Below are 22,530 nucleotides of genomic sequence, written 5' to 3'. Positions count from 1 at the left end.
AAGGTCAACCATTGTAAAGACCTCTGTGCCAACAAGCGATTGCAGGAGTGTCGTTTGCGCCCCCTCATAGCGGAAAGCGAGCCCAATTAGTTCTCCAGCAGGAAGGTAACCGGGCCGTCGTTGGTCAGGCTCACTTGCATATCGGCACCGAATTGACCGGTTTCTACCCCTTCGTATTGTTGTTTTATTGTGTCGACTAGAGCCGTAAAGACGCTTAAACCCTGTTCCGGGCTGGCGGCCGAGGTGAAACTCGGGCGCAGACCTTTGCGGGTATCCGCCGAAAGTGTAAATTGCGGCACCAGTAACACGCCACCCATTACCTGGCGGACGTTCAGGTTCATCCGCCCGTCGGCATCAGCAAACACCCTGTAGTTAAGTAAACGGTGGGCCATTTTTTCGATATTCGGTGCAGCATCACCCGGATCGACACCCACCAGCACCAAAAGTCCCTGGTCAATCGCTCCTATGACGACAGTGTCGACCGTAACTTGCGCTTGGGTGACGCGCTGAATGAGTGCTTTCATGGGAAATTAGTCCAAATAGGGGGAGTGACCAGAGGTCCGGCCGCTAAACAGCCAGGGTTCGTCAAAAAAGCTATGGTCCTGTCCTATTCCGCCCGCCCGGGATCCTGCCGCAGATAGCGGCTCCATCGCTCCGTTGCACGGATCAGGGCGTCGACATTGGCCGGATCAAAGGCGGAATGACCGCCTTCCCGAATAAAATCGAGTTCCGCATCCGGCCAGTGCTTCGACAGTGCCCAGGCTTGTTCCGGGGGACAGATCATGTCGTAGCGGCCATGAACAATGGTTCCGGGTATCCCGGAAAGCACCGACGCCTGCGCCAGAATCTGGTTCTCGGCCAGGAAACAGTGGTTGCGGAAGTAGTGCGCCGAAATGCGTGCCAGGCTGAGTGCCACATGCGTTTGAGTGAAATAGTCGAGCGACTGACTGCTCGGTCGCAACGACGCATTGACGGCTTCCCAGCGTGCCCAGGCTTTGGCGGCGCCTACCCGGGCGAGGTCGTTGCTACCGTGCAAAAGTTGATGATACGTCTCAATCAGATCGGTGCCGGTCGCGTCTTCGACGGGCTCGAGAAAACGCTCCCATTCTTCTGGAAAATATCGTCCGGCTCCGCTCTGGTAAAGCCAGTCGAGATCCTGCTGGCGGCCCAGGAAAATGCCGCGCAGAATCATCGCTGACACCCGCCGTGGGTGGGCTTCGGCATAGAGTAACGCCAGGGTGCTGCCCCAACTGCCGCCGAACAAAAGCCAGCGATCAACCTTCAGGTGCTGGCGCAATTGCTCCAGGTCCCCGACCAGATCGGCCGAGGTATTGTGGTCGGTATCGGCATGAGGTTCGGAACGACCGGCGCCGCGCTGATCGTAGAGGATGATGCGATAATGTTCGGGGTCGAAAAAGCGCCGCATCTGATCGGAACACCCGGCTCCGGGACCGCCGTGAATCACCACAACCGGTAGACCCTCGGCGGTACCAGACTCTTCGAAGTAGAGTTGGTGACCAGCGCCTACCGCCAGATAGCTCTCGTTATAGGGGCGAATTTCAGGGTAGAGCGGCAGCATTCAGTATCCTCTTCACGGGCTTATTATTGTTTGCGCCGACAACGCCAATGTGAACTTGTCGGTCCATCAGCAGCATCGTGGCTAAAAAACGGACAGTTAATGATGACACAGCCGCACCAGGCTGCACAGTACCCGGCTTCCCGTTATTGTGAAGCGCAGCGTCATCCCCTACTATCGCTGCACCTGGACGTCGCTGAGCCTGCCCCAAACCGGGCGGTTCAGTTTCTACGACGTGTACTACGGGGGAATCCGGTGAAAATCCGGAGCTGTCGCGCAACGGTAAGGCGAACCAAGCACCCGCTTCGATAGCAAGTGAGTGGTGTCGCCAAAGCCCGAATGCCCGTCCAGGACAGGACGTTCCGGTGATGTCAGGCCGGCATGCCCATCATCCTCGCGTTAGGGAGACCTGCCTTTAATGAAACCACTGTCTTACATAAAACCGATAACAACCGGCCTTATTACTCTGCTGTGTGTGCCCTGGCTCTGGGCCGATATCCGTGTCATCGACGACGCCGGTGAGTTACTGGTACTGGACCGGCCAGCTCAGCGCATCGTCAGTCTGGTACCCCACGCCACCGAATTATTATTCGAGATAGGGGCTGGCGACCTGATACTGGCCACCGTCACCTTTGCTGATTACCCGGAAGCGGCCCAGGCTCTCCCCCGGGTGGGCGATTACAACGCTCTCAATACCGAGGCCATTCTGGCGCTGGAACCCGACCTGCTGATCGCCTTTACCAGTGGTGCCAACCTGGCACAGATAAACCGGCTGCAGGCACTGGGCTACCCGGTGTTCACCTCCGATCCGCAGACATTTGCCGATATAGACCGCACCCTGCGCCAGTTTGGAGAGCTCACCGGCCGCCAGCATTCAGCTAACCGAGTCGCGGATGCCTTTACCGCCGATATAGCGCGATTAGTGGAACGTTTTGGCGGCAAGCGTCCGTTACAGGTGTTCTACCAGGTGTGGCACGACCCGCTGATTACCCTGAATGGAGAGACATTCATCAGCAAGGTCATCGAAGTCTGCGGTGGGGTCAATGTGTTTGCAGATCTGCTGGCTCCATCACCCCAGGTTAGCCTGGAGGCGGTGATCGGCAAGAACCCGGAGGTCATCGTCACCGGCCCGTCGGATGCGGGCGAAGCCTCGCGCTGGCACCAGTGGCCGCAATTACAGGCCGTCGTCAATGATGCCCTGATAGCAACGGACCCGGACACTTTGCACCGGCCGGTACCCGGTCTGATTAAAGGGGCAACGGCTTTGTGTGAAGCAATGGATCAGGTGCGGGAGCGCTTGAATTAGTCGTATTCGACCAGCAACGCCATGACTTCCGCTATCTGGCGGGGGCTGTGCGGTGGTCGCAGCAACGCCCGGTACTCACCTTGCGGGTTAATGATGGCAATGTTGTCGCTGTGGGCAACGGTATAGACCTCGCCTTCACCCTCGGGGTAAAACAAGGTATTCAGTTGTTGCGCCAGAGTTTGCAAGTCGGCGACGTCGCCGGTCAGGCCAGTGAACTCGGGGTGGAAGAAGGGTACATAGTCGGCCAGTACTTCCGGTGTATCGCGGGCGGGATCGACGGTCACCATCCACATCCGTACCTGGTCAGCAAGACCTTGCTCGGTCAGTGTCCGGTAGGCCTGGGCCATATCGGTCATGTTGGTCGGGCAGATATCGGGGCAGAAGGTATAGCCGAAATTGATCACATGCCACTGGTCATCAAAACCACTGGTTGAGAACGTCTCACCCTGGTGTGAGACCAGCTCAACGACCGGAACGTCACGCACGGTGTCAAAATACAGGGTATCGCGCTGTTCCAGCTCTGCCTGCAAGTCGGGCGATGCGTTCAGCGTGCGGTAGATCGAACCGGCAAACACCACAGCGACCAGGCCAAACAACACTAGAACAGTCCAGATAATACGGCGTTTGGGCGGTGCAGGCAGGGTCTCGGTGGTCATAGAAAGGTCCTGATCGAATGGTCCAGCAGTAGGGCGACAAATAATAGCAGCAAATACGTGATCGAGAACTTGAACGAGCCCCAGGCCGCATCAACTTTACGATCCATCAACAACCACCAGTTCCATTGCAAATACCGCAACCCCAGCGCCAACGCGCAGACGGCATACACCGGGCCCATATTGAGCGTAGCGAAGGGCAGCAGGCTGATCGCCAGCAGCAGCCAGCTGTAGAGCCAGACATGTATTTTGGTGTACTGGATGCCATGAGTGACTGGCATCATCGGAATATCGGCGTTCTGATAATCCTTGATGCGATGAATCGCCAGGGCCCAGAAATGCGGCGGCGTCCAGGCAAAGATGATCAGCACCAGCAACAGCGGCAGGGCGCCGATACTACCGGAAATAGCGGTCCAGCCGAGCAGCGGTGGCATGGCACCGGCGAGCCCGCCGATGACAATGTTTTGCGGTGTTGCCCGCTTCAGGAAGCCGGTGTAGATCACCGCGTAACCAACCATGGACGCCAGGGTCAGCCAGGCAGTCAGGGCATTGACAAAGACCATCAATACGGCAAAACCGAGCAGCGTCAGGCTGAACGCGAAGATCAGCCCATTGCGCTGGCTGACCCGACCGGTCGCTACCGGCCGACGATGCGTGCGGGCCATCAATTGATCAATCTTATGATCGACCAGATGGTTAAAGGCGGCACCGGCTGCGGCCAGGGCAGCAATACCCAGGGTGCCAAATACCCAGTTGGCCAAGCTCGCCATACCCTGCTGTGGCGCCAGCGCCATACCCACCCAGGCGGTGATCAGCATCAACATGACCACCTTGGGTTTGGTCATCTCGTAATAGTCTTGCCAGGCACGGTGGCTGACAGGGGCCGCTACTGTTTTAGACATGCTTGGCCTCTCGATACAGAATAAAATTGACGGTTGCCACTGCCGCTAACAATAGCGCACCGCCGAGATTGTGCAGAACCGCGACGGTCAGTGGTAAACCGAAATACACGTTGCTTAACCCCAGTGTGACCTGCGCCAGCAGAATCAGCAAGAGGGCTCCGGCGGGGCCGGCAAAGCGAATTTGGATCAGGCGCCAGAACAGCCAGAGACAGAGTACCGTGGTCACGATGGCGCCAATGCGGTGGGCCATATGAATCGCGGTGCGGGCGGGCACCTCCAGATGACCACCCAGGTAATTGGGGCCGATGGGGTGGGCCAGATCGAAACCGGCAACGTAATCGGCCTCTGGCCACCACTGCGTCTGGCAGGTAAATAGATCCGGACAGGCCAAGGCGGCATAATTGGACGTCGTCCAACCACCCAGAAACACCTGGCCGACCACAACCACCAACGTCACCGCCGCCAACACCCTTGGTAACTGACGGGGCGCACGGGAAAACCGCAGCCCGACAGGTGCGCTCTGCAGCCGCATTGTTAAAAGCCACAACAGAGTGAAGGTTGCAAAACCACCGAGTAGATGGGCGGTAACCACCTGGGGCCAAAGTTTTAGCGTGACCGTCCAGGCACCAAAGACTCCCTGAAGAATCACCAGAAAGAGCAGCAACAACGGTAATTTAAGCGGCTGCTCGGGCCGGTGCCGATGACGAAACGACACCACCGCCAGGATCAGAATCACCAGGCCAAGGATTGAGGCCAGATAACGATGCACCATTTCCGGCCAGGTTTTCTCCAGGTCAACGGGAATTTCCGGAAACGCTTCGTTGGCCCGATTAATCTGTTCATCGGTTTGCGGTGCCCAGAAGTGGCCATAACAGGTGGGCCAGTCCGGACAGCCAAGCCCGGCATCGACCAGCCGGGTAAAGGACCCGAGCACCACGACAGCGATGGCAAACAGGGTGGCGAAGGCTGCCAGTTTAAAACCGGGTTTTACACCATAACTAGACACCATCAATTCCTCTTTCTTATAATTCGGTCAGGTTGGCACAGCCCACCCGGCAATCCACTGTTACCGATCTCGCATTAGCCGATCGTCGACAATTTCAGCAGCTTTTTCAAATCATCCAACTGATCATTAAAGGTATTGGCGGGCGTAAAATACAGCGGGATATTCCCCAATGGATCGACAATAAAGACATAGTTCTGTTCACTGAATTGCCCGGGCACCTGCTCGCGAAACGTATCCGACACTCCTGTCAGCGGGTGAATCTCCAGGCCCGGGTATTGCCCGGTCAGCCCCTCCAGGCCGGTCGACCGGGACAACAACAACCGCTTCATCCGCGGCTCGTTTTTACCCAGCGCCACATGCGTCTGTCGTTGCAGGTACACCTGCTGTTCACAGTCGGCCGAGCAGTTGGCCGAGGTTTGCACCATTAGCCATTGGCGCTCGGGGTTAACCGTTTCGAGGTTCAGCCCCAGATCGTCGAGTTGCAGCACCGGCGTCAGCAGAATGCCCTTGTTGACCCGTTCATCTGGCGTCAGCCAACCGGAAAAGTAGAGTAGGGTCGAAGACGCCATTACCAGTAACGGCGTCAGCAAAATGACCAGCATTTGCACCTTGTTGAAGCCGTTGCTCCGGGGTGTCATCCGAGTGGATTGAGTCATAACGTTCTCCGCACGATGCTCCTGATGGTCAGGAACCCCGTGACAATAAGGGTTAGAGTCTGGTCCCGCAGGACACACATACTATGTTGTGCCCGGGTTATGGCCGGTCTTGTTAAGGCCGGGGCTCGCGCCGCCTGCCAAAATGGACACCGGCAAAGCCGTACATGGCAGCCAACGCCACGGCCATCGCAAACCATTGCAGAGCGTAGCCGGTATGCATCTGCGCTGACATCACCGACGGTGTCCAGATAACCTGGCCAACTCCAGGCTGGCCTGCGGTCAATTGTAATAAACCGGCCGGTGCTTCGCGTTGCATTTTTTCAGCCATCGCTTGCGGTGCTATCGCCTGAATAACCTGGGGCCACTGATCCGTTAACGGCGTATCGGCCAGTACAATGCTGTCACTCAGCGGTCGCCACTGCCCCACCCAGACCCGGCTTCCCGTTGGAAACGCCAACTCCGGCAGCTGGCGGCGATCCGCCGACCCGGAAACCCAGCCCAGCGAAGCAAGATACCAACGGTCTCCGGCGTCCAGCGGCACCCAGACTTCATACCCGACCTGACCTTCCCAGGTGCGGTTATCCAGCAACCAGGGGGTATCACTGTCGAGCTCAGCGGTTAACCGATACAACTGGTAATCTACCGGGTCTGTGCTATTTGTTAGTGGTTCAATCACCGTGCGCGCCTGCAACTGCGCTTCCAACTGGGTTTTTTGCTCAGCTCTGTTAAGCTGCCAAAACCCCAGCGCGACAAACAGCGGCAAAAATACGGCCACAAAAACGGTTAGCGCCACGCCGGGTTTGAATGTCATAGCGCGTCGTCAATTCCGAAACCTTTCCAACCCCTTTTTTCAGGAGTCAGAGTTATGTTGTTAAAAGTCATCATGGTGGTGCTGATCATTGCCATGTTGCTGTCACTGAGCGGTGCCCTGGTGGCCCTGTTCAAAGACGAGCCGGATTCAAAACGAATGGTTAAGTTGCTGACCATCAGGGTAAGTCTGGCCGTCATGATCGTGGTCGTTCTGGTGTATGGCTATGTGTCTGGCGAGCTGACTCAGGGTGCTCCCTGGAGCGGGCGTTACTGAGGCAGTGAATCGACGGAGCCCGGAACAGGCTCCGTCAGAAAAACCGGGTGCCGTTAAATCCAGTAAACCAACACAAACAAGCACAACCAGACTACGTCTACAAAGTGCCAGTACCAGGCTGACGCCTCAAATCCGAAATGATCTTCCGGCTTGAAGTGACCTCGCAACGACCGCCCCAGTTGCACCGCCAGCATAAAGGTACCGATGGTGACATGAGCGCCGTGAAAACCGGTCAGCATAAAGAAGGTTGATCCATAGATGCCGCTTTCGAGCGTCAGCCCCAGATGCTGGTAGGCCTCAATGTACTCTTCTGCCTGAAAGAACAAGAAGATAACACCCAGTGCTACCGTGATGCCCAGCCAGATATTCAATTGCTTGCGATGACCGGCGCGCAGCGCATGGTGCGCAACCGTCAGGGTGATGCTCGAGGCAATCAGGATAATGGTGTTAATCAGCGGCAGGCCAAAGGCGTGAATAACCGCTTCCGGTGCCTGGAACAGGCTGTTGTCGGGGTTGCTCAACAACGGCCAGCTGAATTCGAAACCAGGGTATAGATAGTTGGTAATGCCTTTGTCACCCTCGCCACCGATCCAGGGTCCGACGTAGTGGCGCACATAAAACAGCGCACCAAAAAAGGCAGCAAAAAACATCACTTCCGAGAAAATAAACCAGCCCATGCCCCAGACGTATGACTTCTTTAACTGGGCACTGTTCAGGCCAGCATGGTTTTCACGGATAACCTTACTGAACCAGTTATACATCACCACGGCGAACACCAGCGCACCGGCAAAAAACCACCAGTGTGAGCTCGTATCCTGCGTACCGGATGACATGTCGTTCAACATTTTACCGGCACCGAAGACGGTGAGGAACATGCCAAAGGCCATCCACACTGGCAGACGGCTCTGCGCGGGCACATAGTAGTGCTCATGGGTTGTACTGCTTGTCGCGGCATTGCTGGACATCGCACTCTCCATCCTGTTCTTGTTCTTGTGGGGTTGATCAGCCCTGCTGGTACTGTCATCCCCGGTTATTTGGGTGGGCTAACCGTTACTGCAACGTAAGGGCCGCCGATTTCTGTTCGCTACTGACATCGTACAGCGTATAACTCAGGCTGATCGTTTGTACCCAGGCGGGTAGATCCGGGTCGATCTGGAACACCAGCGCCATCTCCACATCTTCTCCGGCCAGCAGCGGCTGCTGGTTAAAGCAGAAGCATTCGGTCTTGTGGAAATAGGGCGTTACCTCAAAAGGCGACAAACTCGGAATTGCCTGAGCGGTCATATCACGTGGCGTCGCGTTTTTGGCAAAATAGCTGACTTCGACCACTTCACCCGGTTTCGCGGTAAGCGTCTTTACCATGGGCCGAAATTCCCACGGCATGTCGGCATTGGTATTCGCCAGAAACTGAACTTTGATGTCCCGGTTTTCATCGACCACATAGTCCTGAACCAGTGACGCCTCATTGGTGCGACCGGTAATACCGGTCCATTCACAAATGAGGTTGTACATGGGCACCAGGCCAACGAAAACGAAAGCCAGCATACCGAACACTACAAACACCATCTTCACGATGATGCGTGTGTGGCTGGGGCGTGCGTTGTCTGCGTCGCTCATGCTGGTTCTCCTGGTTTAACCCGCGTCAGTCAATCTTGGGCGGTGTTGAAAAGGTGTGGTAGGGCGCCGGTGAATCGACGGTCCATTCCAGACCTTCAGCCCCTTCCCAGGGTTTGGCCGGTGCTGGTTTGCCCGCCACAATGGTATGCACCACGATGTAGAGGAACAGCAACTGGCTGGCACCAAACAGGAAGCCACCAATGCTCGACACCATATTGAAGTCGGCAAACTGCAGCGCGTAATCCGGAATACGACGCGGCATACCAGCCAAGCCGAGGAAATGCTGCGGGAAGAATAAGACGTTGACCCCGATAAAGCTCAGCCAAAAGTGCACCTTGCCCAGGGTTTCGTTGTACATCTTACCGCTCCACTTGGGTAGCCAGTAATACACCCCTGCCATGATCGAGAACACGGCACCCGGCACCAGCACATAGTGGAAATGCGCCACCACAAAGTAGGTGTCGTGATACTGGAAGTCAGCCGGAGCCACCGCCAGCATCAGGCCGGAGAAGCCGCCGATGGTGAACAATACGACAAAGCAAATGGCGAACAGCATAGGCGTTTCAAAGGTGATCGAACCCCGGAACATGGTGGTAACCCAGTTGAATACCTTCACCCCAGTCGGTATCGAAATCAGCATGGTCGCCCACATGAAGAACGCTTCCCCCAGGAAAGGAATGCCCACGGTGAACATGTGATGCGCCCAGACAATGAAGCTCAGGAAGGCAATAGAAGCCGTTGCATACACCATGGAGCTGTAGCCGAACAGTTGCTTGCGGGCAAAGGCCGGAATGATCGCCGAGACAATACCAAAGGCTGGCAGAATCATAATGTAGACTTCAGGGTGCCCAAAGAACCAGAAAATGTGCTGGAACAGAACAGGAGAACCACCCCCGGCCGCGTTAAAGAAGGCGGTACCGAAGTGAATGTCCATCAGCATCATAGTGACCACACCGGCCAGAACCGGCATGACAGCAATCAGCAGGTATGCGGTAATCAGCCAGGTCCAGACGAACAGCGGCATTTTCATCAACGTCATGCCCGGAGCACGCATGTTCAGAATGGTGGCAACAATGTTGATCGCCCCCATGATCGAACTGGCGCCCATGATGTGCACGGCAAAAATGAAGAAGGTCACACTGGGCGGCGCGTAAGTCGTCGACAGTGGCGCATAGAAGGTCCAGCCGAAGTTGGGACCACCACCTTCCATGAACAAAGTGCTGGTCAGCATCGCGAAGGCGAAGGGCAAAATCCAGAAACTCAGGTTGTTCATGCGCGGCAGGGCCATGTCTGGCGCCCCGACCATCATCGGAATCATCCAGTTGGCCAGGCCGACAAAGGCTGGCATCACGGCACCAAACACCATGATCAAACCATGCATGGTGGTCATCTGGTTAAAGAATTCCGGCTGCACCAGCTGCAGGCCAGGCTGGAACAGTTCAGCGCGGATCACCATGGCAAAGGTGCCGCCCAGCAAAAACATCGCAAAACTGAACCACAGATACATGGTACCGATGTCTTTGTGGTTGGTCGTATAGAGCCAGCGCGTCAGGCCTTTGGCCGGCCCGTGGTGTTCGTGATCATGGTCATGATCATGGGTAGCAGTCGTCATGTCATGCCTCCTTATTCGCCGGCTTTAAAGTTGTAAACATCAATCGGGGTGACCATATCGCCCACGTCGTTGCCCCAGGCATTACGCTCGTAGGTAATCACGGCAGCCATGTCGGCGTCGCTCAATTGGTTGCCATAAGCGGCCATGGCGGTGCCACGAACGCCGTTGACCACCACATCCAGATGCCCTTCGGCCGCACCCAGTGCAATCGGGCTGTTCGCCAGTGCCGGGAAGGCACCTGGCACACCCGAGCCGTTTTGTTGGTGACAGGAAGCACAGGCTGAGCTGTAGACTTCTTCACCACGCTCCATCAGTTCATCGAAAGTCCATTCGCGGTCGTTCAGTTCCGCCAGCTCAATGGCGGCCTGTTCTTTTTCCGCGAGCCAGGCTTCGAATTCCTCGGGGGAGACGGCTTCTACCACAACCGGCATAAAGCCATGGTCCTTGCCGCACAGTTCGGTGCACTGCCCGCGGTAGGTGCCTTCTTCGTTGATGATGGTCCAGGCTTCGTTGACGATACCGGGAATCGCGTCTTTCTTAACGGCCAGCGCCGGTACCCACCAGGAGTGAATCACGTCTGCAGAGGAGAGCAGGAAACGAACTTTGGTGCCGGTAGGCAATACCACAGGCTCATCCACTTCCAGCAGGTAGTTCTCGTTCTTCTCGAGACGGTTGTTGATCTCATCACGCGGGGTGGACATGCTGGAGAAGAAGCTGACTTCCTGTTCGGCGTTTTCATCGATGTAACGATAACGCCAGCGCCATTGGTAACCAACAACTTCAAGCGTCACTTCAGACTCTTCAAAGTTATACATGTCGGCCAGGGTGTAGGTTGCCTTCACCCCAATCACAAAAATGACGGCCGCAGGAATTAGGGTCCAGGCCAGCTCGACTTTGGTGCTTTCATGGAAATTGGCCGACACGGCGCCTTTGGATTTGCGGTGCTTGAACATGGAATAGAACATAACACCAAAGACCAGCACGCCAATAACCACGCACACCCACAACGTCAGCATATGGAGACCGTAAATCTCCTGGCTGATGTCTGTCACACCCCGGGGCATATTGAGCGTCCAGTCGGCACGCGCGACCGAACTTATCAACAGCGCCGTCAGGGCAATAAATACCCTTTGCAGCTTCATCTGCATCCTTCACCTCTGCACTTGTTTTTTATTGGGATTCCAGGGTCGGGCCAGCTCACCTAATTTACTGCGCTTGCTGGCGTCTGATTAGCAACTTACTGAGTGAAGGGCTAAGCAGCAGCCTAAGGTTAATCTGTGCCGAATTGAGTCTTTCTTGTTTCCCGGACCACCCGATTCAGATTTAATCGAGTTAGTATAAACACGGAACTTTTTAAAACCCAAGCATCAAGCGTTCCAACGGTTGTTCAAATATCAGTCAGAAAAGACGAAAGTATACGTAAAAACAACAGCTTAGGCCAATTATGCACGCTCAAAAATTTACCCCGAGGCCAGCCTGAAATGATCCAGGTATCATCCAACGCCTGGCGCCGCACCTGGGCTCTGATGTGGCCCGTCATGCTGGCCAATCTCTCGCTGCCACTATTGGGACTGGTGGATACCGCTGTGCTCGGCCATCTGGACGACAGCATCTACCTTGCCGGTGTGGCCCTTGGGGCTAGCCTGATGGCGTTTGTATTCCTCGGTTTCAACTTTCTGTCGATGGGGCTGTCCGGCTTCACCTCCCAGGCCAAGGGAGCCAACGATGCCGGGCTAATCCGCACGCAACTGGCCCAGTACAGCCTGGTCGCCGCGCTGTTATCGGCGATTATTCTGCTTGCTCAATCGGTGCTGATTCAATTGGGGCTAGAGTTTATGCAAGCCTCCGATGCAGCCACCACTGAGGCCCGCATCTACCTCAACATTCGAATCTGGGGTGTGCCTGCGCAGGTGTTTACCTCCATGCTGCTGGGGTTCTTTATTGGTTTGCAGAATACCCGCATCGGCCTGGTGACCGTCTCGGTCGCGCAGCTGGTGAATCTGGTTTTGAACGTAACCCTGGTTTACGGCTTCGGTATGACCACCGATGGCATTGCGCTGGGTACCGTGATCAGTGAATACCTGGCGCTGACGCTGGTATTGCTCACCCTGTGGCGCACCCTAAAAGCGTTGCCCGCTGGCCTGGATGCAACGCGGCTCAGAACGTTGGCTGCCTACACTCATATTTTCAGTGTCAGTGTCAGCCTGTTTATCCGCACTTTTCTACTGCTGATGGGCTTTGCCTGGTTTAACCGGCTGAGTGCGACGCTTGGTGACACTGTGCTGGCCAGCAATGCCATTCTACTGGCGTTCCTGACGCTAATCTCCAACAGCCTGGATGCCAGCGCTGCAGCAGCCGAGGCCCAGGTCGGACTGGCGATTGGGCAACGTGATCCGCTGGCATTGCGTGAGGCCCTGTGGACCACGGGCTGGTGTGCGTTCGGGTTAGCCGTGGCGCTGACAACCCTGTTTGCGCTATTGGGCAATAGCCTGCTGGGTATCCTGACCAGCCAAGCGACACTGCAACAGCAGGCCAGCGATTATTTGCCCTGGGTCATCGCCATGCCAGTGCTGGCCGGTACCGCCTACTGGCTGGATGGCGTCTTTATTGGCGCCAGACTGACCGCGCAGATGCGCAATGGTGTGGTGTTCGGGTTTGTCAGTTTTGTACTGGCGAGCCAGTGGCTCCCGGCGACCCAACAGGCGCTCTGGGTCAGTTTCAGCCTGATGTTTATCGGCCGTTCCGTCTGGATGCTCAGTGTATACTGGAAATCATTGCTGCCTATGACGCGGAACACCCTGCGTTATTGAACCCGAAACCATTCACAAAGCCGCTCAATACTCAGGCAAAAAGCATTGTCTGAACTATACTGATGGTTCGTGCACTCAGACCGCTTGGCGCTCACGACGACAGTCTGCAACCCCATGGGGTTAGCAAACACTGAAAGGCTTGTTTAGGCATTGTTGTTTTAGTTCTCTGGTTTTGGCTATCTGCATGCCATCTAACCCTGTCACCCGACAAGGCTCGACGTAATGTCCACATCCTATATTGACACGGCCCTGGATCAAGCATTGGCAGCCCCGGAAGGGCCCCAGAGCCTGCTACGCTTTATCGCCGTGTTTCACCGGAAACACCCCAGCCTGTTCATCGTAGAACACGGTGTGCCGGAGCAACGGCTGACCGCCATGCTGATTCAATACTGTCGCTTGTTGCCGATCTTGCTGGAGGAGGCCAGAGGGTTAGCCAACCGGGATGGACACGCCGCTGACTTCGATCAGTTGCACAACATCGCTGCCGCGTTTTTTTCCAGCCTGGAACCCAAGCGTCTGGAGTTTGGTATTTTGGGGATACTCGACAAGGTGTATTTCTGCCACCGTCTGCTCGAAGAATGGCACGACCGGCGCAAGCTGATCACCCGGTGTGCTGCACTCAGCTGGGATACTTCCCTGTCAAACCTGCTGGTGCACACCCTGATCGGCGACGCCTACGCCAACGAGCTGGATGCCGCTGTATTGGAAATCATCGAAAAGCAGCCCCGGGCATTTGAACCCGTCAGGGCCTCTGGTCAAACTATTCACCAGGCACCGCCTTATCCCTGCCTGGCATCCCGGCACGGCGTGCGATTGTCCTGGGCTGGCTAGGCCTGGGTTCGCTAGCCCAGATCGTTGACCAGCAATGTTTCCACCTGCCGACAACGCTCTTCCAGCTGTTTATCGGTGGGCGCTGTTATTGTGATGTGGCCAATTTTTCGCCCCGGTCGCGGGTCTTTGCCGTAGTCGTGCCAGTGTGTTCCGGGAATGGTCATTACGGCGTTGCGCTCGGGCATGGCACCGATGAGATTGTACATGGCAACTGGCTGAGAGGCCCGGCACCGGCCCAGTGGCAGGTCGGCTACAGCGCGAATATGGTTTTCGAATTGACTGCAGGTACTGCCTTCAATGGTCCAGTGGCCAGAGTTGTGCACACGTGGCGCAATCTCGTTGGCCAGCAACCGATCGCCCACCACAAAAAATTCAAACGCGAGCACTCCGACGTAGTCGAGTGCGGCCATAACCTGCCCGACTGCCGCCTCAGCGAGACGTTGCAGGGGATGATCGGCCAGCGGTTGTGACCGGTACAACATGCCCTGGCGATGCTCATTGCGCACCAGTGGGTAAAACGCGAGTTCGGCGGACGCCGAGCGCACCCCGATGCAGGACACCTCGTAGTCAAACTCGACGAACCCTTCGTAAATTAGCGGCACTGAACCCAGCTCGGCAAAGGCATCTGCGGCATCGTCCGCCGTGCGTAGCACTTTTTGTCCCTTACCGTCGTAACCCAGGGTACGTGTTTTTAAAATGGCTGGCAGACCAAGACGCTCCAGAGCACGGTCGAGATCCGCCTGGTCGGTGATATCGGCTATCGGTGCGGTGGGAATATCCAGACGCTGAAACAGATTTTTTTCCAGCCAGCGATCCCGGGCGGTTTCCAGCGCCCGGGCCGAGGGATAAACCGGCACCTGTTCGGCGATAAAGGCCACCGTTTTCGGGGGTACACTTTCGAACTCAAAGGTGACCCGATCCGACATTTTTAACAGTTCGCGAATGGCATAGTGATCATCGTACGCGCCTTCAACCAGAGGCCCCAGGTCGCCAGCACAGGCGCCTTTGGCCGGGTCCAGAAACGCCATGCGAATGCCCAGCGGCACCGCCGCCAGCGCCATCATACGACCCAGTTGGCCGCCTCCTATGACTCCGATACGCATGCGTCAGTCTCCCGGAACCGGATTGGCCAGTACCCGCTCGGTCTGATCGCTACGGAATTTGAGCAACGCGGCACGTACCTCGGCATCGTCGTTAGCGAGGATGCTAGCGGCCAGCAAAGCGGCATTGATCGCGCCAGCCTTGCCGATAGCCAGCGTTCCCGTCGGGATGCCAGCTGGCATCTGGACAATGCTCAACAAAGAATCAACACCGCTGAGCATGCTGCTCTGAACCGGGACACCCAGCACTGGCAAATGCGTTTTGGCAGCACACATACCGGGCAAATGAGCCGCACCACCAGCACCGGCGATAATGACTTTCAGGCCCCGGTCAAAAGCCGATTGCGCATAGTCGAATAGCAGGTCGGGCGTACGGTGCGCCGACACCACTTTGCATTCATGGGCGATCCCCAGATGGGTCAGGGTATCGGCGGTATGGCTCATCGTTGCCCAGTCGGACTGGGAACCCATAATGATGCCAACGGTTACAACCGGGGCGTTTTGCGTCACTGGGTGTCATCCTTAGCGGGTAGGGTTGGATCAATAATTTTGACCGGGGTTGCTTCGACGTCCGGTTCGGCCGGTGGCGGCGTGACCCGGGTTTTAATTTCATTAAGGCTCTGGTGGGTCTGACTGATCCGGTCAATGTAGCCGCAGTCGACGCATTCGCGCACCATGACGGCACCCTCATGTTCATAGCCCGCTTTCAGGGTATCCATTGTGCCGCATTTAGGGCATACCGCACCGGCGATAAATCGGACTGTCATCGTCAACTGCCTCTTAAAATCACCATTATACGGAAGTGGCGCAGCAGCGTCATTGTCGACCGCTTGGTCAAAACGCCATCAGCCAGAGAAGTTCCTGTGCTAAGCTGATTAGCTGTCGCCAGTGCTTGTGTGCGGGTGGCTTGCATGAGCCTCATGCTTACCAAACCCGACACTCTGCTGAACCCCTGTCCGCCGACATGGCCATTGATAACCCGATTGCCGAGCAGGTTTTTGGCTAGCGATGAGTGGCACGGTTTAAAGCTATGAGTCAGAATTCCCGGAAACGTCATCAGTGGTGTCTTCAGGTTCTGGCTCAGGCTCCATCTGCTCCCGTAACCAGCCTTCCAGTTCGGCGACACCGTCCTTTTTCAGTGAGCTGAACAACTGCGCCGAGAGCCAGTTGGCCTGCGACTGCAACTGGCTGCGCACTTTCATCATAGTAGTCTTGGCCGGGCCCTTCTTCAGTTTATCGCTCTTGGTTAACAGGGCGCGCAGCGGCATCTGCGTCTGAATCGCCCAGCGCACCATCATTTCATCGAACTCGGTCATCGGGTGGCGCACGTCCATCACCAGTACGATTCCCTTAAGGCTGTGCCGGTCGGCCAGATACTCGCCGATGTTCTTTTCCCAGTCTTCCTTCATGTCCCGGTTGACCTTGGCGTATCCATACCCAGGCAAGTCGACCAGACGGCAGTTCTCGGTCGACAACGAAAAATAGTTGATCAACTGGGTGCGCCCCGGCGTTTTGGACGTACGGGCGAGTTTGGAATTACGGGTCAGTGCATTCATCGCACTGCTTTTGCCCGCATTGGAGCGACCGGCAAAGGCTACTTCAGCCCCACTGTCAGGGGGGCTTTGTTGTAAATGCTGGGCACTGGTCAGGAATCGGGCCGAATCAAAACGCAAAACCGACATGGGGTCTCTCACCGGAGGTTAAAAACCGGCAGTGTACCTGAAATCCGGCCTGGACGGAGTCCTACTGACCAGTCTACGTTCAATTAATACCCACTCAAGTCGCGGGGTTTCTTCTCAACACCCTCCCGGGTCTATATAATGCCCGGTTATATTACTGGCGTGATCAGAAACCGGATCCGTGCATATCCGTTCTGATGACAGACCTTTTCCACCTTTGACGTGCGGGACGCGACATGAAAAAACTGATCGTAGGCCTTACCATGCTGGCTGGCATTTCCGGTTTTGCAGTGGCCGAGGGCAATGCTGAAGACGGCGAGCAATACACAGAGACCTGTGCCGCTTGCCACGGTGCCGATGGCAACAGTGCTGTCGCTTCCTTCCCCAAGCTGGCGGGTCAGGGTGAAGCCTATTTGCTGAAACAGCTGATTGACATACAAAACGACGATCGCATCGTCCCCCAGATGGCTGGCTTGCTCGACGGTTTCAGTGAAGACCAGCTCGAAGACATCTCCGCCTACTATGCCAGTCAGAGCAAGACCGTTGGCAACGCCGATCCGGACCTGGTCGCACTCGGTGAGCAACTGTATCGTGGTGGTAACCCGGAAACCGGTGTACCTTCATGCGCCGGTTGTCATTCACCTACCGGTGCCGGTAACGCACCCGCTGGCTATCCAATGTTGTCTGGTCAACATGCCGCTTATATTGAAAGCCAGCTGAATAAATTCCAGCGTGGCTACCGGGCGTCTGAACCCAGCGATGAAGCCCGCACCAACGATGGTGAATCCCGGGTTATGCGCTCAACCGCTTTCCGCCTGAAAGACTTCGAAATTGAAGCACTGGCGAGCTATATCAGCGGGCTGCACTGATCCCAGGCCCGGCTTAAACCGGCCGTTCAGGCCCGGTTAACCCGAGGTAAAGACAATGAAAAGCGAAGACCGGCTAACGGCCTTCGCTTTTTTTGTGGCAGGCTTTCAGGCAAAGTGACTGCCTTGCCTACTCTGATCCGATTGTGGAGATCCAACCTATGTTTAAACGTGTGATGTTGTCTGCGCTGGCACTGATCGTGCTCGCCGGTTCCGCTGCAGCAGAAGAATTCCGGGCAGGAACTCACTACCAGGTATTACCGGAAAAATTGCCCACCAGTTATCGTGGCGAAGAAGCCGGTGAAATTATGGAGATTTTCAGTTACAGCTGCATTCACTGCTTTAACCTGGAACCCTTTGTTACCTCCTGGAAACAAGGCAAACCTGACGACATTCGCTTTACACCGGTACCGGTTATCTTTAATCCCCGGCAGATTCCAGAAGCCAAGGCTTATTACACCGGTCAGTTTTTGAACGTAATCGACCAGAGCCATCCGTCCATTTATAACGAAATTCACGCAAACCGGAACCGGCTCTCGTCTGACGAAGATTTTGCCGAGATTTTCGAGCGTTTCGGCATCAGCGAAAATGACTATATGGACATGGCCAATTCTTTCGCGGTCAACACCCGCATTTCCCTGGCTCAGAAAATCACTCAGATGAGCCAGATTCAGGGGACACCCAGCCTGGTTGTTAACGGCAAATACCTGATTTCCGGCCAGATGTCTGGCGGTAATGAACGGATGTTCACCGTTGCTGAATGGCTGATACGCAATGACCCACAGCTGTAATAGTTCGTCTAAAACGGTTGCCTGATACATATCCCAGTACCGGTTGAGCTACACTGTGTGTAACCAACCGGCCCTTCTGTTCTTCTTGTTATTTGCCGTCGGGTCACCATCTACAGGAGCCCGTCAATGAGATCGAGTCACCTTGATTATGAACTCCCGGTTCACCTCAGTGATCCCCGTGAGTTCTACCGCAAGGCCGATCCAGACCATCTGACGCTGCTGAGTTTCAATATTCAGGTTGGCATTAATACCCGGCATTACCCCGACTATTTCCTGAAGTCCTGGCAACATCTGTGGCCCAGCCGATCGCGTCAACATAATCTTGATCGGATCAGTGATCTGATCCAACATTTCGATGTGGTGTCATTGCAGGAGGTCGACGGTGGCAGTTTTCGCACCGGGTTTGTCAATCAGGTTGAATACCTGGCAAAAAAGTCCGGGCAGCCTTATTGGCACCAACAATTAAATCGCAATCTCGGGCGCTTTGCCCAGCACAGCAACGGCCTTATTTCTCGCTTCGAACCGCACCGCATCGATACTCATGCATTGCCCGGCTTACCCGGCCGGGGGGCCATTGTGGTTCAGCTGGGTGATGAGCATCCGGTGGTGATCGTCATGCTGCACCTTGCTCTCAGTAAGAAAGCACAGGATCAGCAGCTGCGCTTTATTCGGAATCTGATCCAGCAATACCAACACGTCATCGTCATGGGTGATATGAACACGCACAGCCTGAGGTTATTAAATGACTCACCGTTGCGTGAATGCGGCCTTAAGTCCGCCCACGCCCGGGCGACCTTTCCAAGTTGGCAGCCGCATCGCTGTCTCGATCACATTCTGGTCAGTCGTCATCTGCGAATTGTGCGCATGGGCGTCCTGGACTTTCCGCTGTCTGATCACTTGCCGGTGGCACTTGAAATAGAGTTACCGGAACTGGCCCGATAAAAGCCACACGCCTCATCGGCGCGTCGTCAGAGCCAATACCCGTTCCAGGTAGCGGGTATTGATGGGTTTGGTCAGAAAGTCATCCATGCCGGCATCGAGGCAGTGTCGGCGCACGTCCTCCAGGGCATGAGCCGTCAGCGCTACAATAGGCAGCCTCGGTAGATTGTGACTCCTTTCATAAGCGCGTATCGCCTCGGTTGCCTGGTAGCCATCCAGATGTGGCATTTCGCAATCCATCAACAGCACATCACAATCAAAGGTTTCAGACTGTCGCACCTCGACGGCTTCCCCGCCGTGACTGGTCAACACGACCTGGTGGCCAAGCTTTTCCAGTAAACCCTGAATAACTCGCTGGTTAACCATATTGTCTTCTGCAACCAACACCCTGAAACCGTTTTGTGATTTCGGATCCGCCAGTCGAGCTTCCTCCGACCGCCGTCTGGCATGTAAAAAAGGTAGTTTGACAGTAAAGCATGAGCCCTGACCTGGCACACTGGATACGATCAGACTACCGCCCATCAACACCACCAACTCCCGACTGATCGCCAGGCCAAGACCAGTGCCGCCAGCCTTACGCTGCCGCCCGGGATCGACATCGGAATAGAGGTTAAACATATTTTTCTGATCAATTTCGGAAATGCCGATGCCACTGTCTTCAATCCTGAATTCAAGCAGCCGTGGCGCTTTTGGGTCGATACAGAGCGTCAGCGTGACCTTTCCCTCGTCCGTGTATTTAATGGCATTACTAACCAGGTTCGACATTACCTGACGCACATGCTGGGCATCCAGCATTACCCAGGCCGGTACAGTGGGGTCAATGTCGCCCGTCAAGGACAGTGATTTATGCTCTGCCTGAGACAGGAACAGTTTGACCTGCTGCTCAACCAACTGGTGAACATCCACCGGCTCTCGCCGAAAGGACATCTTACCCGCTTCAATTTTCGAATAGTCCAAAATGTCGTTGATCAGTGCCAGCAAGGAACTGCCTGATCCCTGAATAGTATCAACGTAGCTGCGCTGTTCGTTATCCAAGTGTGTGCGGGACAAAACCTCGGTCATTCCCAGAACACCGTTCAATGGGGTTCGGATTTCATGGCTGATTTGCGCCAGAAACTGGCTCTGTGCCTCAACCCTCATGCGCTGACGTTCCTGCTCCTCCCGTAACAGACGAATTCGATAAGCCAGTGCAAAGCTCAACAACATGGCCTCAGCAAAGGCGCCCAGCTTGGAAGCGAGATTAGGGGATAGCGGTGGTTCCACCCCCAGCAGAAAAACGGCATTGCCCAGTGCGAACAGCACCCAGGCCAGCACAAAGAATTTTGCGGCCATAAAGCCTGCACGCCAGGCGTGAATGCCAGCTGAAATCGCCAGGGCCATAAACAATAATATAGTGGGTGTATAAAATCGGACAAACCAGTCGAGTTCAATCGTAACCAGTAAAATACCCGCTATAACTTGCAGTGCGACCATGCCATAGAGCGCCCACAGGTGAGCACGAGATGTTTGCCTTAGGTTCAGGAAGTGAATAATAAAAAAACAGGCAGAGGTTACCGTAGCCAGCGTAATCCAGATATTGTATTGATAGTGATATATCAGACCTGGAGGCCAGAGATACTGGGCCAGATATCCGTCCAGTGACAGTTGCAACACTCCGAAACCGGATATAAACAATCCGTAGAACAGATAGCTGACATCACGAACCGTGGTGTATAAAAAGGTGTTGTACAAAACCATCGCCAGTAACACACCGTAAAACAGCCAGTTACCAATGTCGGCTTTGAGCAACGGCGACCAAAACTCATCGCTGGGATAGGCGTGAAGGGGCACCAGCGCCGACGGTGAGGTCTCTAGGCGCATCAGATAGGTTGTAGGCCCATAGACCTCGACAGGAATAATGAAGAAGCGATGGTCTTCAATGCGACTCTGGTTCGGACGATGCAACCCGGACCGATAAATCAACCTCGGCCCACTGTTACCAAACACCTGATACACATCCACATAATCCAGTAACGGATTAGATAGCACCAGGTGCCACTCCTTGTGAATTGACTGAGCCGCATTCAGTCTGAACTGCACCCAGAACGGCGTATCGTCGTAGCCACGGTTAATGCTTTGCTCGTTCTGTCCCTTCCATTGACTGGCGTATTCAGGTTGCAGAATATCAAATGGCGACAAGCGGCCACTATCATCAGCCAGAAGCAATACCTGGGGGCCCAGGTTTTCCACATCCGACTGAGTCAGCTCGATCAGAGGTACCGTTGGCTCTGCATGGGTAACCAACACCGTCAGTGTTGCCAGCCATAACACCAGCAACCGACGCCAGACTCCTGACCGGTGCCCCCGCCCGGGAAACCGTTGCGGGTAGCTCAAACTCACCATCGCACTCCGGCGTGTATTTAACATTATATCCATATAGTAGCTCCGGGCATGGGCGGGCAGGCGCTTACAACTGGGGAGGGTTATGACCCGGATAACTCAGCCCGCGATCAGCATTTTATGTCATTGCTGTTGAGTTCTTTAATATACCAGTGATCGCACGCATTGTGACCGGTTTGTCCAATAGGCTGCGGCAGCCGGATAAAGCCGGAACGGCGATATAACGCAGCCGCCCGATTCATACCGCCCATCGTTTCAAGATAACACCAGTGGTAATGCTGGCTGGCAAAGTCCAATGCCGCTTTCATCAACCGGGCGCCAAGGCGGGCACCGCGATGCTCAGCCAGGACATACATCTTCTGCAACTCACAGCAATCAGCCAGTCCCTGCAACCGACCTATGCCACAGCCACCCACAACCCCATCCCGGCCTCTGACAACCCAATACGCCGTGGTATCACTGCTGTAAGCACGACTCAGCTCGTCCAGCTCCGGATCCTGCCAGGCAAAACCGGGCCGGTTAGCGCCAAATTCCTTCAAGCCCTGGCGGATGACAATTGCCATGGCAGCATTGTCAGCGGGTTGAATCAGCTCAAGCGTGTATGGATTACTCTCTTTATCGGCGGTGTCTTCAGGCGCCATTGGTGGTTCACTCCTATCTTGTGTCCGGAAGTCTGGGGCTCTGTTAAAATGTCTCAGTAAACGCCCCTTAAGTCCATCGGCG

24 protein-coding genes and 1 riboswitch are annotated in these 22,530 nt (G+C 55.4%); of the genes, 7 read left to right on the top strand and 17 right to left on the bottom strand.

Annotated features, from left to right (window positions below; all coding sequences use genetic code 11):
* Positions 1-86: 86 nt before the first annotated feature.
* Entirely contained in the window at positions 87-524 is a 438-nt protein-coding gene (gene dtd, locus WEB54_RS02005; protein ID WP_368052976.1) for a D-aminoacyl-tRNA deacylase, read from the bottom strand.
* Between the two features lie 83 nt (positions 525-607).
* Positions 608-1,579 (bottom strand): prolyl aminopeptidase, encoded by a 972-nt coding sequence (gene pip, locus WEB54_RS02000; protein ID WP_368052975.1) that lies wholly within the window; start codon positions 1,577-1,579, stop codon positions 608-610.
* A gap of 194 nt (positions 1,580-1,773) precedes the next feature.
* Positions 1,774-1,942, top strand: a riboswitch (cobalamin riboswitch).
* A gap of 52 nt (positions 1,943-1,994) precedes the next feature.
* Between pip and WEB54_RS01995 the strand changes: the two genes are divergently transcribed.
* Entirely contained in the window at positions 1,995-2,882 is an 888-nt protein-coding gene (locus tag WEB54_RS01995; RefSeq protein ID WP_368052974.1) for a cobalamin-binding protein, read from the top strand.
* On the opposite strand, the gene WEB54_RS01990 is transcribed toward WEB54_RS01995, so the two are convergent.
* The 5 genes from WEB54_RS01990 to WEB54_RS01970 form a co-directional block, all read right to left on the bottom strand.
* The gene (locus WEB54_RS01990) at positions 2,879-3,538 is read right to left on the bottom strand and encodes an SCO family protein (protein ID WP_368052973.1); all 660 of its coding nucleotides are present in this window, start codon (positions 3,536-3,538) and stop codon (positions 2,879-2,881) included. The genes WEB54_RS01995 and WEB54_RS01990 overlap by 4 nt on opposite strands.
* Positions 3,535-4,437 carry a heme o synthase gene (gene cyoE, locus WEB54_RS01985; RefSeq protein WP_368052972.1) on the bottom strand — a complete coding sequence of 301 codons (903 nt, stop codon included), beginning with the start codon at positions 4,435-4,437 and terminating at the stop codon, positions 3,535-3,537. Before cyoE ends, WEB54_RS01990 begins: the two co-directional genes overlap by 4 nt.
* A complete protein-coding gene (locus WEB54_RS01980; protein ID WP_368052971.1) occupies positions 4,430-5,446 on the bottom strand; it encodes a heme A synthase in 1,017 nt (338 codons plus the stop codon). Before WEB54_RS01980 ends, cyoE begins: the two co-directional genes overlap by 8 nt.
* A gap of 71 nt (positions 5,447-5,517) precedes the next feature.
* On the bottom strand, positions 5,518-6,099 hold the full coding sequence (locus WEB54_RS01975; protein WP_368052970.1) for a hypothetical protein: 582 nt from the start codon (positions 6,097-6,099) through the stop codon (positions 5,518-5,520).
* A gap of 112 nt (positions 6,100-6,211) precedes the next feature.
* Positions 6,212-6,910 carry an SURF1 family protein gene (locus tag WEB54_RS01970; RefSeq protein WP_368052969.1) on the bottom strand — a complete coding sequence of 233 codons (699 nt, stop codon included), beginning with the start codon at positions 6,908-6,910 and terminating at the stop codon, positions 6,212-6,214.
* A gap of 54 nt (positions 6,911-6,964) precedes the next feature.
* Here WEB54_RS01970 and WEB54_RS01965 point away from each other — a divergent pair, with 54 nt between their 5' ends.
* On the top strand, positions 6,965-7,183 hold the full coding sequence (locus tag WEB54_RS01965) for a DUF2909 domain-containing protein (protein ID WP_368052968.1): 219 nt from the start codon (positions 6,965-6,967) through the stop codon (positions 7,181-7,183).
* Positions 7,184-7,236: 53 nt separating this feature from the next.
* Here WEB54_RS01965 and WEB54_RS01960 read toward each other — a convergent pair whose 3' ends face one another.
* From WEB54_RS01960 to coxB, 4 genes are all read right to left on the bottom strand, one after another.
* A complete protein-coding gene (locus tag WEB54_RS01960; protein ID WP_368052967.1) occupies positions 7,237-8,148 on the bottom strand; it encodes a cytochrome c oxidase subunit 3 in 912 nt (303 codons plus the stop codon).
* A gap of 85 nt (positions 8,149-8,233) precedes the next feature.
* Positions 8,234-8,800, bottom strand: a complete 567-nt coding sequence (locus WEB54_RS01955) for a cytochrome c oxidase assembly protein (RefSeq protein ID WP_368052966.1) — start codon at positions 8,798-8,800, stop codon at positions 8,234-8,236.
* A 25-nt stretch (positions 8,801-8,825) separates the two neighbouring features.
* Entirely contained in the window at positions 8,826-10,412 is a 1,587-nt protein-coding gene (gene ctaD, locus WEB54_RS01950; RefSeq protein ID WP_368052965.1) for a cytochrome c oxidase subunit I, read from the bottom strand.
* Between the two features lie 11 nt (positions 10,413-10,423).
* Positions 10,424-11,554 carry a cytochrome c oxidase subunit II gene (gene coxB / locus WEB54_RS01945; protein WP_368052964.1) on the bottom strand — a complete coding sequence of 377 codons (1,131 nt, stop codon included), beginning with the start codon at positions 11,552-11,554 and terminating at the stop codon, positions 10,424-10,426.
* Positions 11,555-11,893: 339 nt separating this feature from the next.
* Here coxB and WEB54_RS01940 point away from each other — a divergent pair, with 339 nt between their 5' ends.
* Positions 11,894-13,222, top strand: a complete 1,329-nt coding sequence (locus tag WEB54_RS01940; RefSeq protein ID WP_368052963.1) for an MATE family efflux transporter — start codon at positions 11,894-11,896, stop codon at positions 13,220-13,222.
* Between the two features lie 222 nt (positions 13,223-13,444).
* Positions 13,445-14,053 (top strand): hypothetical protein, encoded by a 609-nt coding sequence (locus tag WEB54_RS01935; protein ID WP_368052962.1) that lies wholly within the window; start codon positions 13,445-13,447, stop codon positions 14,051-14,053.
* A gap of 11 nt (positions 14,054-14,064) precedes the next feature.
* Here the strand turns inward: WEB54_RS01935 and WEB54_RS01930 are convergent, their stop codons facing one another.
* From WEB54_RS01930 to yihA, 4 genes are all read right to left on the bottom strand, one after another.
* Complete coding sequence (locus WEB54_RS01930; protein ID WP_368052961.1) at positions 14,065-15,156, bottom strand: 5-(carboxyamino)imidazole ribonucleotide synthase; 1,092 nt, start codon at positions 15,154-15,156, stop codon at positions 14,065-14,067.
* A 3-nt stretch (positions 15,157-15,159) separates the two neighbouring features.
* A complete protein-coding gene (gene purE / locus WEB54_RS01925; RefSeq protein WP_368052994.1) occupies positions 15,160-15,624 on the bottom strand; it encodes a 5-(carboxyamino)imidazole ribonucleotide mutase in 465 nt (154 codons plus the stop codon).
* A 35-nt stretch (positions 15,625-15,659) separates the two neighbouring features.
* Positions 15,660-15,920 carry a YheV family putative zinc ribbon protein gene (locus WEB54_RS01920; protein WP_368052960.1) on the bottom strand — a complete coding sequence of 87 codons (261 nt, stop codon included), beginning with the start codon at positions 15,918-15,920 and terminating at the stop codon, positions 15,660-15,662.
* A 261-nt stretch (positions 15,921-16,181) separates the two neighbouring features.
* Positions 16,182-16,835, bottom strand: coding sequence for a ribosome biogenesis GTP-binding protein YihA/YsxC (gene yihA, locus WEB54_RS01915; RefSeq protein WP_368052959.1), 654 nt, complete (start codon positions 16,833-16,835; stop codon positions 16,182-16,184).
* A gap of 233 nt (positions 16,836-17,068) precedes the next feature.
* Here yihA and WEB54_RS01910 point away from each other — a divergent pair, with 233 nt between their 5' ends.
* From WEB54_RS01910 to WEB54_RS01900, 3 genes are all read left to right on the top strand, one after another.
* Complete coding sequence (locus WEB54_RS01910; RefSeq protein ID WP_368052958.1) at positions 17,069-17,701, top strand: cytochrome c; 633 nt, start codon at positions 17,069-17,071, stop codon at positions 17,699-17,701.
* 158 nt (positions 17,702-17,859) lie between these two features.
* Positions 17,860-18,489 carry a thiol:disulfide interchange protein DsbA/DsbL gene (locus tag WEB54_RS01905; RefSeq protein ID WP_368052957.1) on the top strand — a complete coding sequence of 210 codons (630 nt, stop codon included), beginning with the start codon at positions 17,860-17,862 and terminating at the stop codon, positions 18,487-18,489.
* Positions 18,490-18,615: 126 nt separating this feature from the next.
* Positions 18,616-19,431 (top strand): endonuclease/exonuclease/phosphatase family protein, encoded by an 816-nt coding sequence (locus WEB54_RS01900; RefSeq protein WP_368052956.1) that lies wholly within the window; start codon positions 18,616-18,618, stop codon positions 19,429-19,431.
* 12 nt (positions 19,432-19,443) lie between these two features.
* On the opposite strand, the gene WEB54_RS01895 is transcribed toward WEB54_RS01900, so the two are convergent.
* Positions 19,444-21,843: a 7TM diverse intracellular signaling domain-containing protein gene (locus WEB54_RS01895; RefSeq protein WP_368052955.1), complete on the bottom strand. Its 2,400-nt coding sequence runs from the start codon at positions 21,841-21,843 to the stop codon at positions 19,444-19,446.
* Positions 21,844-21,917: 74 nt separating this feature from the next.
* Entirely contained in the window at positions 21,918-22,448 is a 531-nt protein-coding gene (locus WEB54_RS01890) for a GNAT family N-acetyltransferase (protein ID WP_368052954.1), read from the bottom strand.
* Positions 22,449-22,530: the final 82 nt, after the last annotated feature.

Source organism: Saccharospirillum sp. (assembly GCF_040881935.1).
In the GTDB taxonomy this organism is placed as follows: Bacteria; Pseudomonadota; Gammaproteobacteria; order Pseudomonadales; family Natronospirillaceae; genus Saccharospirillum.
This window is presented reverse-complemented; position numbering and strand designations above follow the sequence as displayed.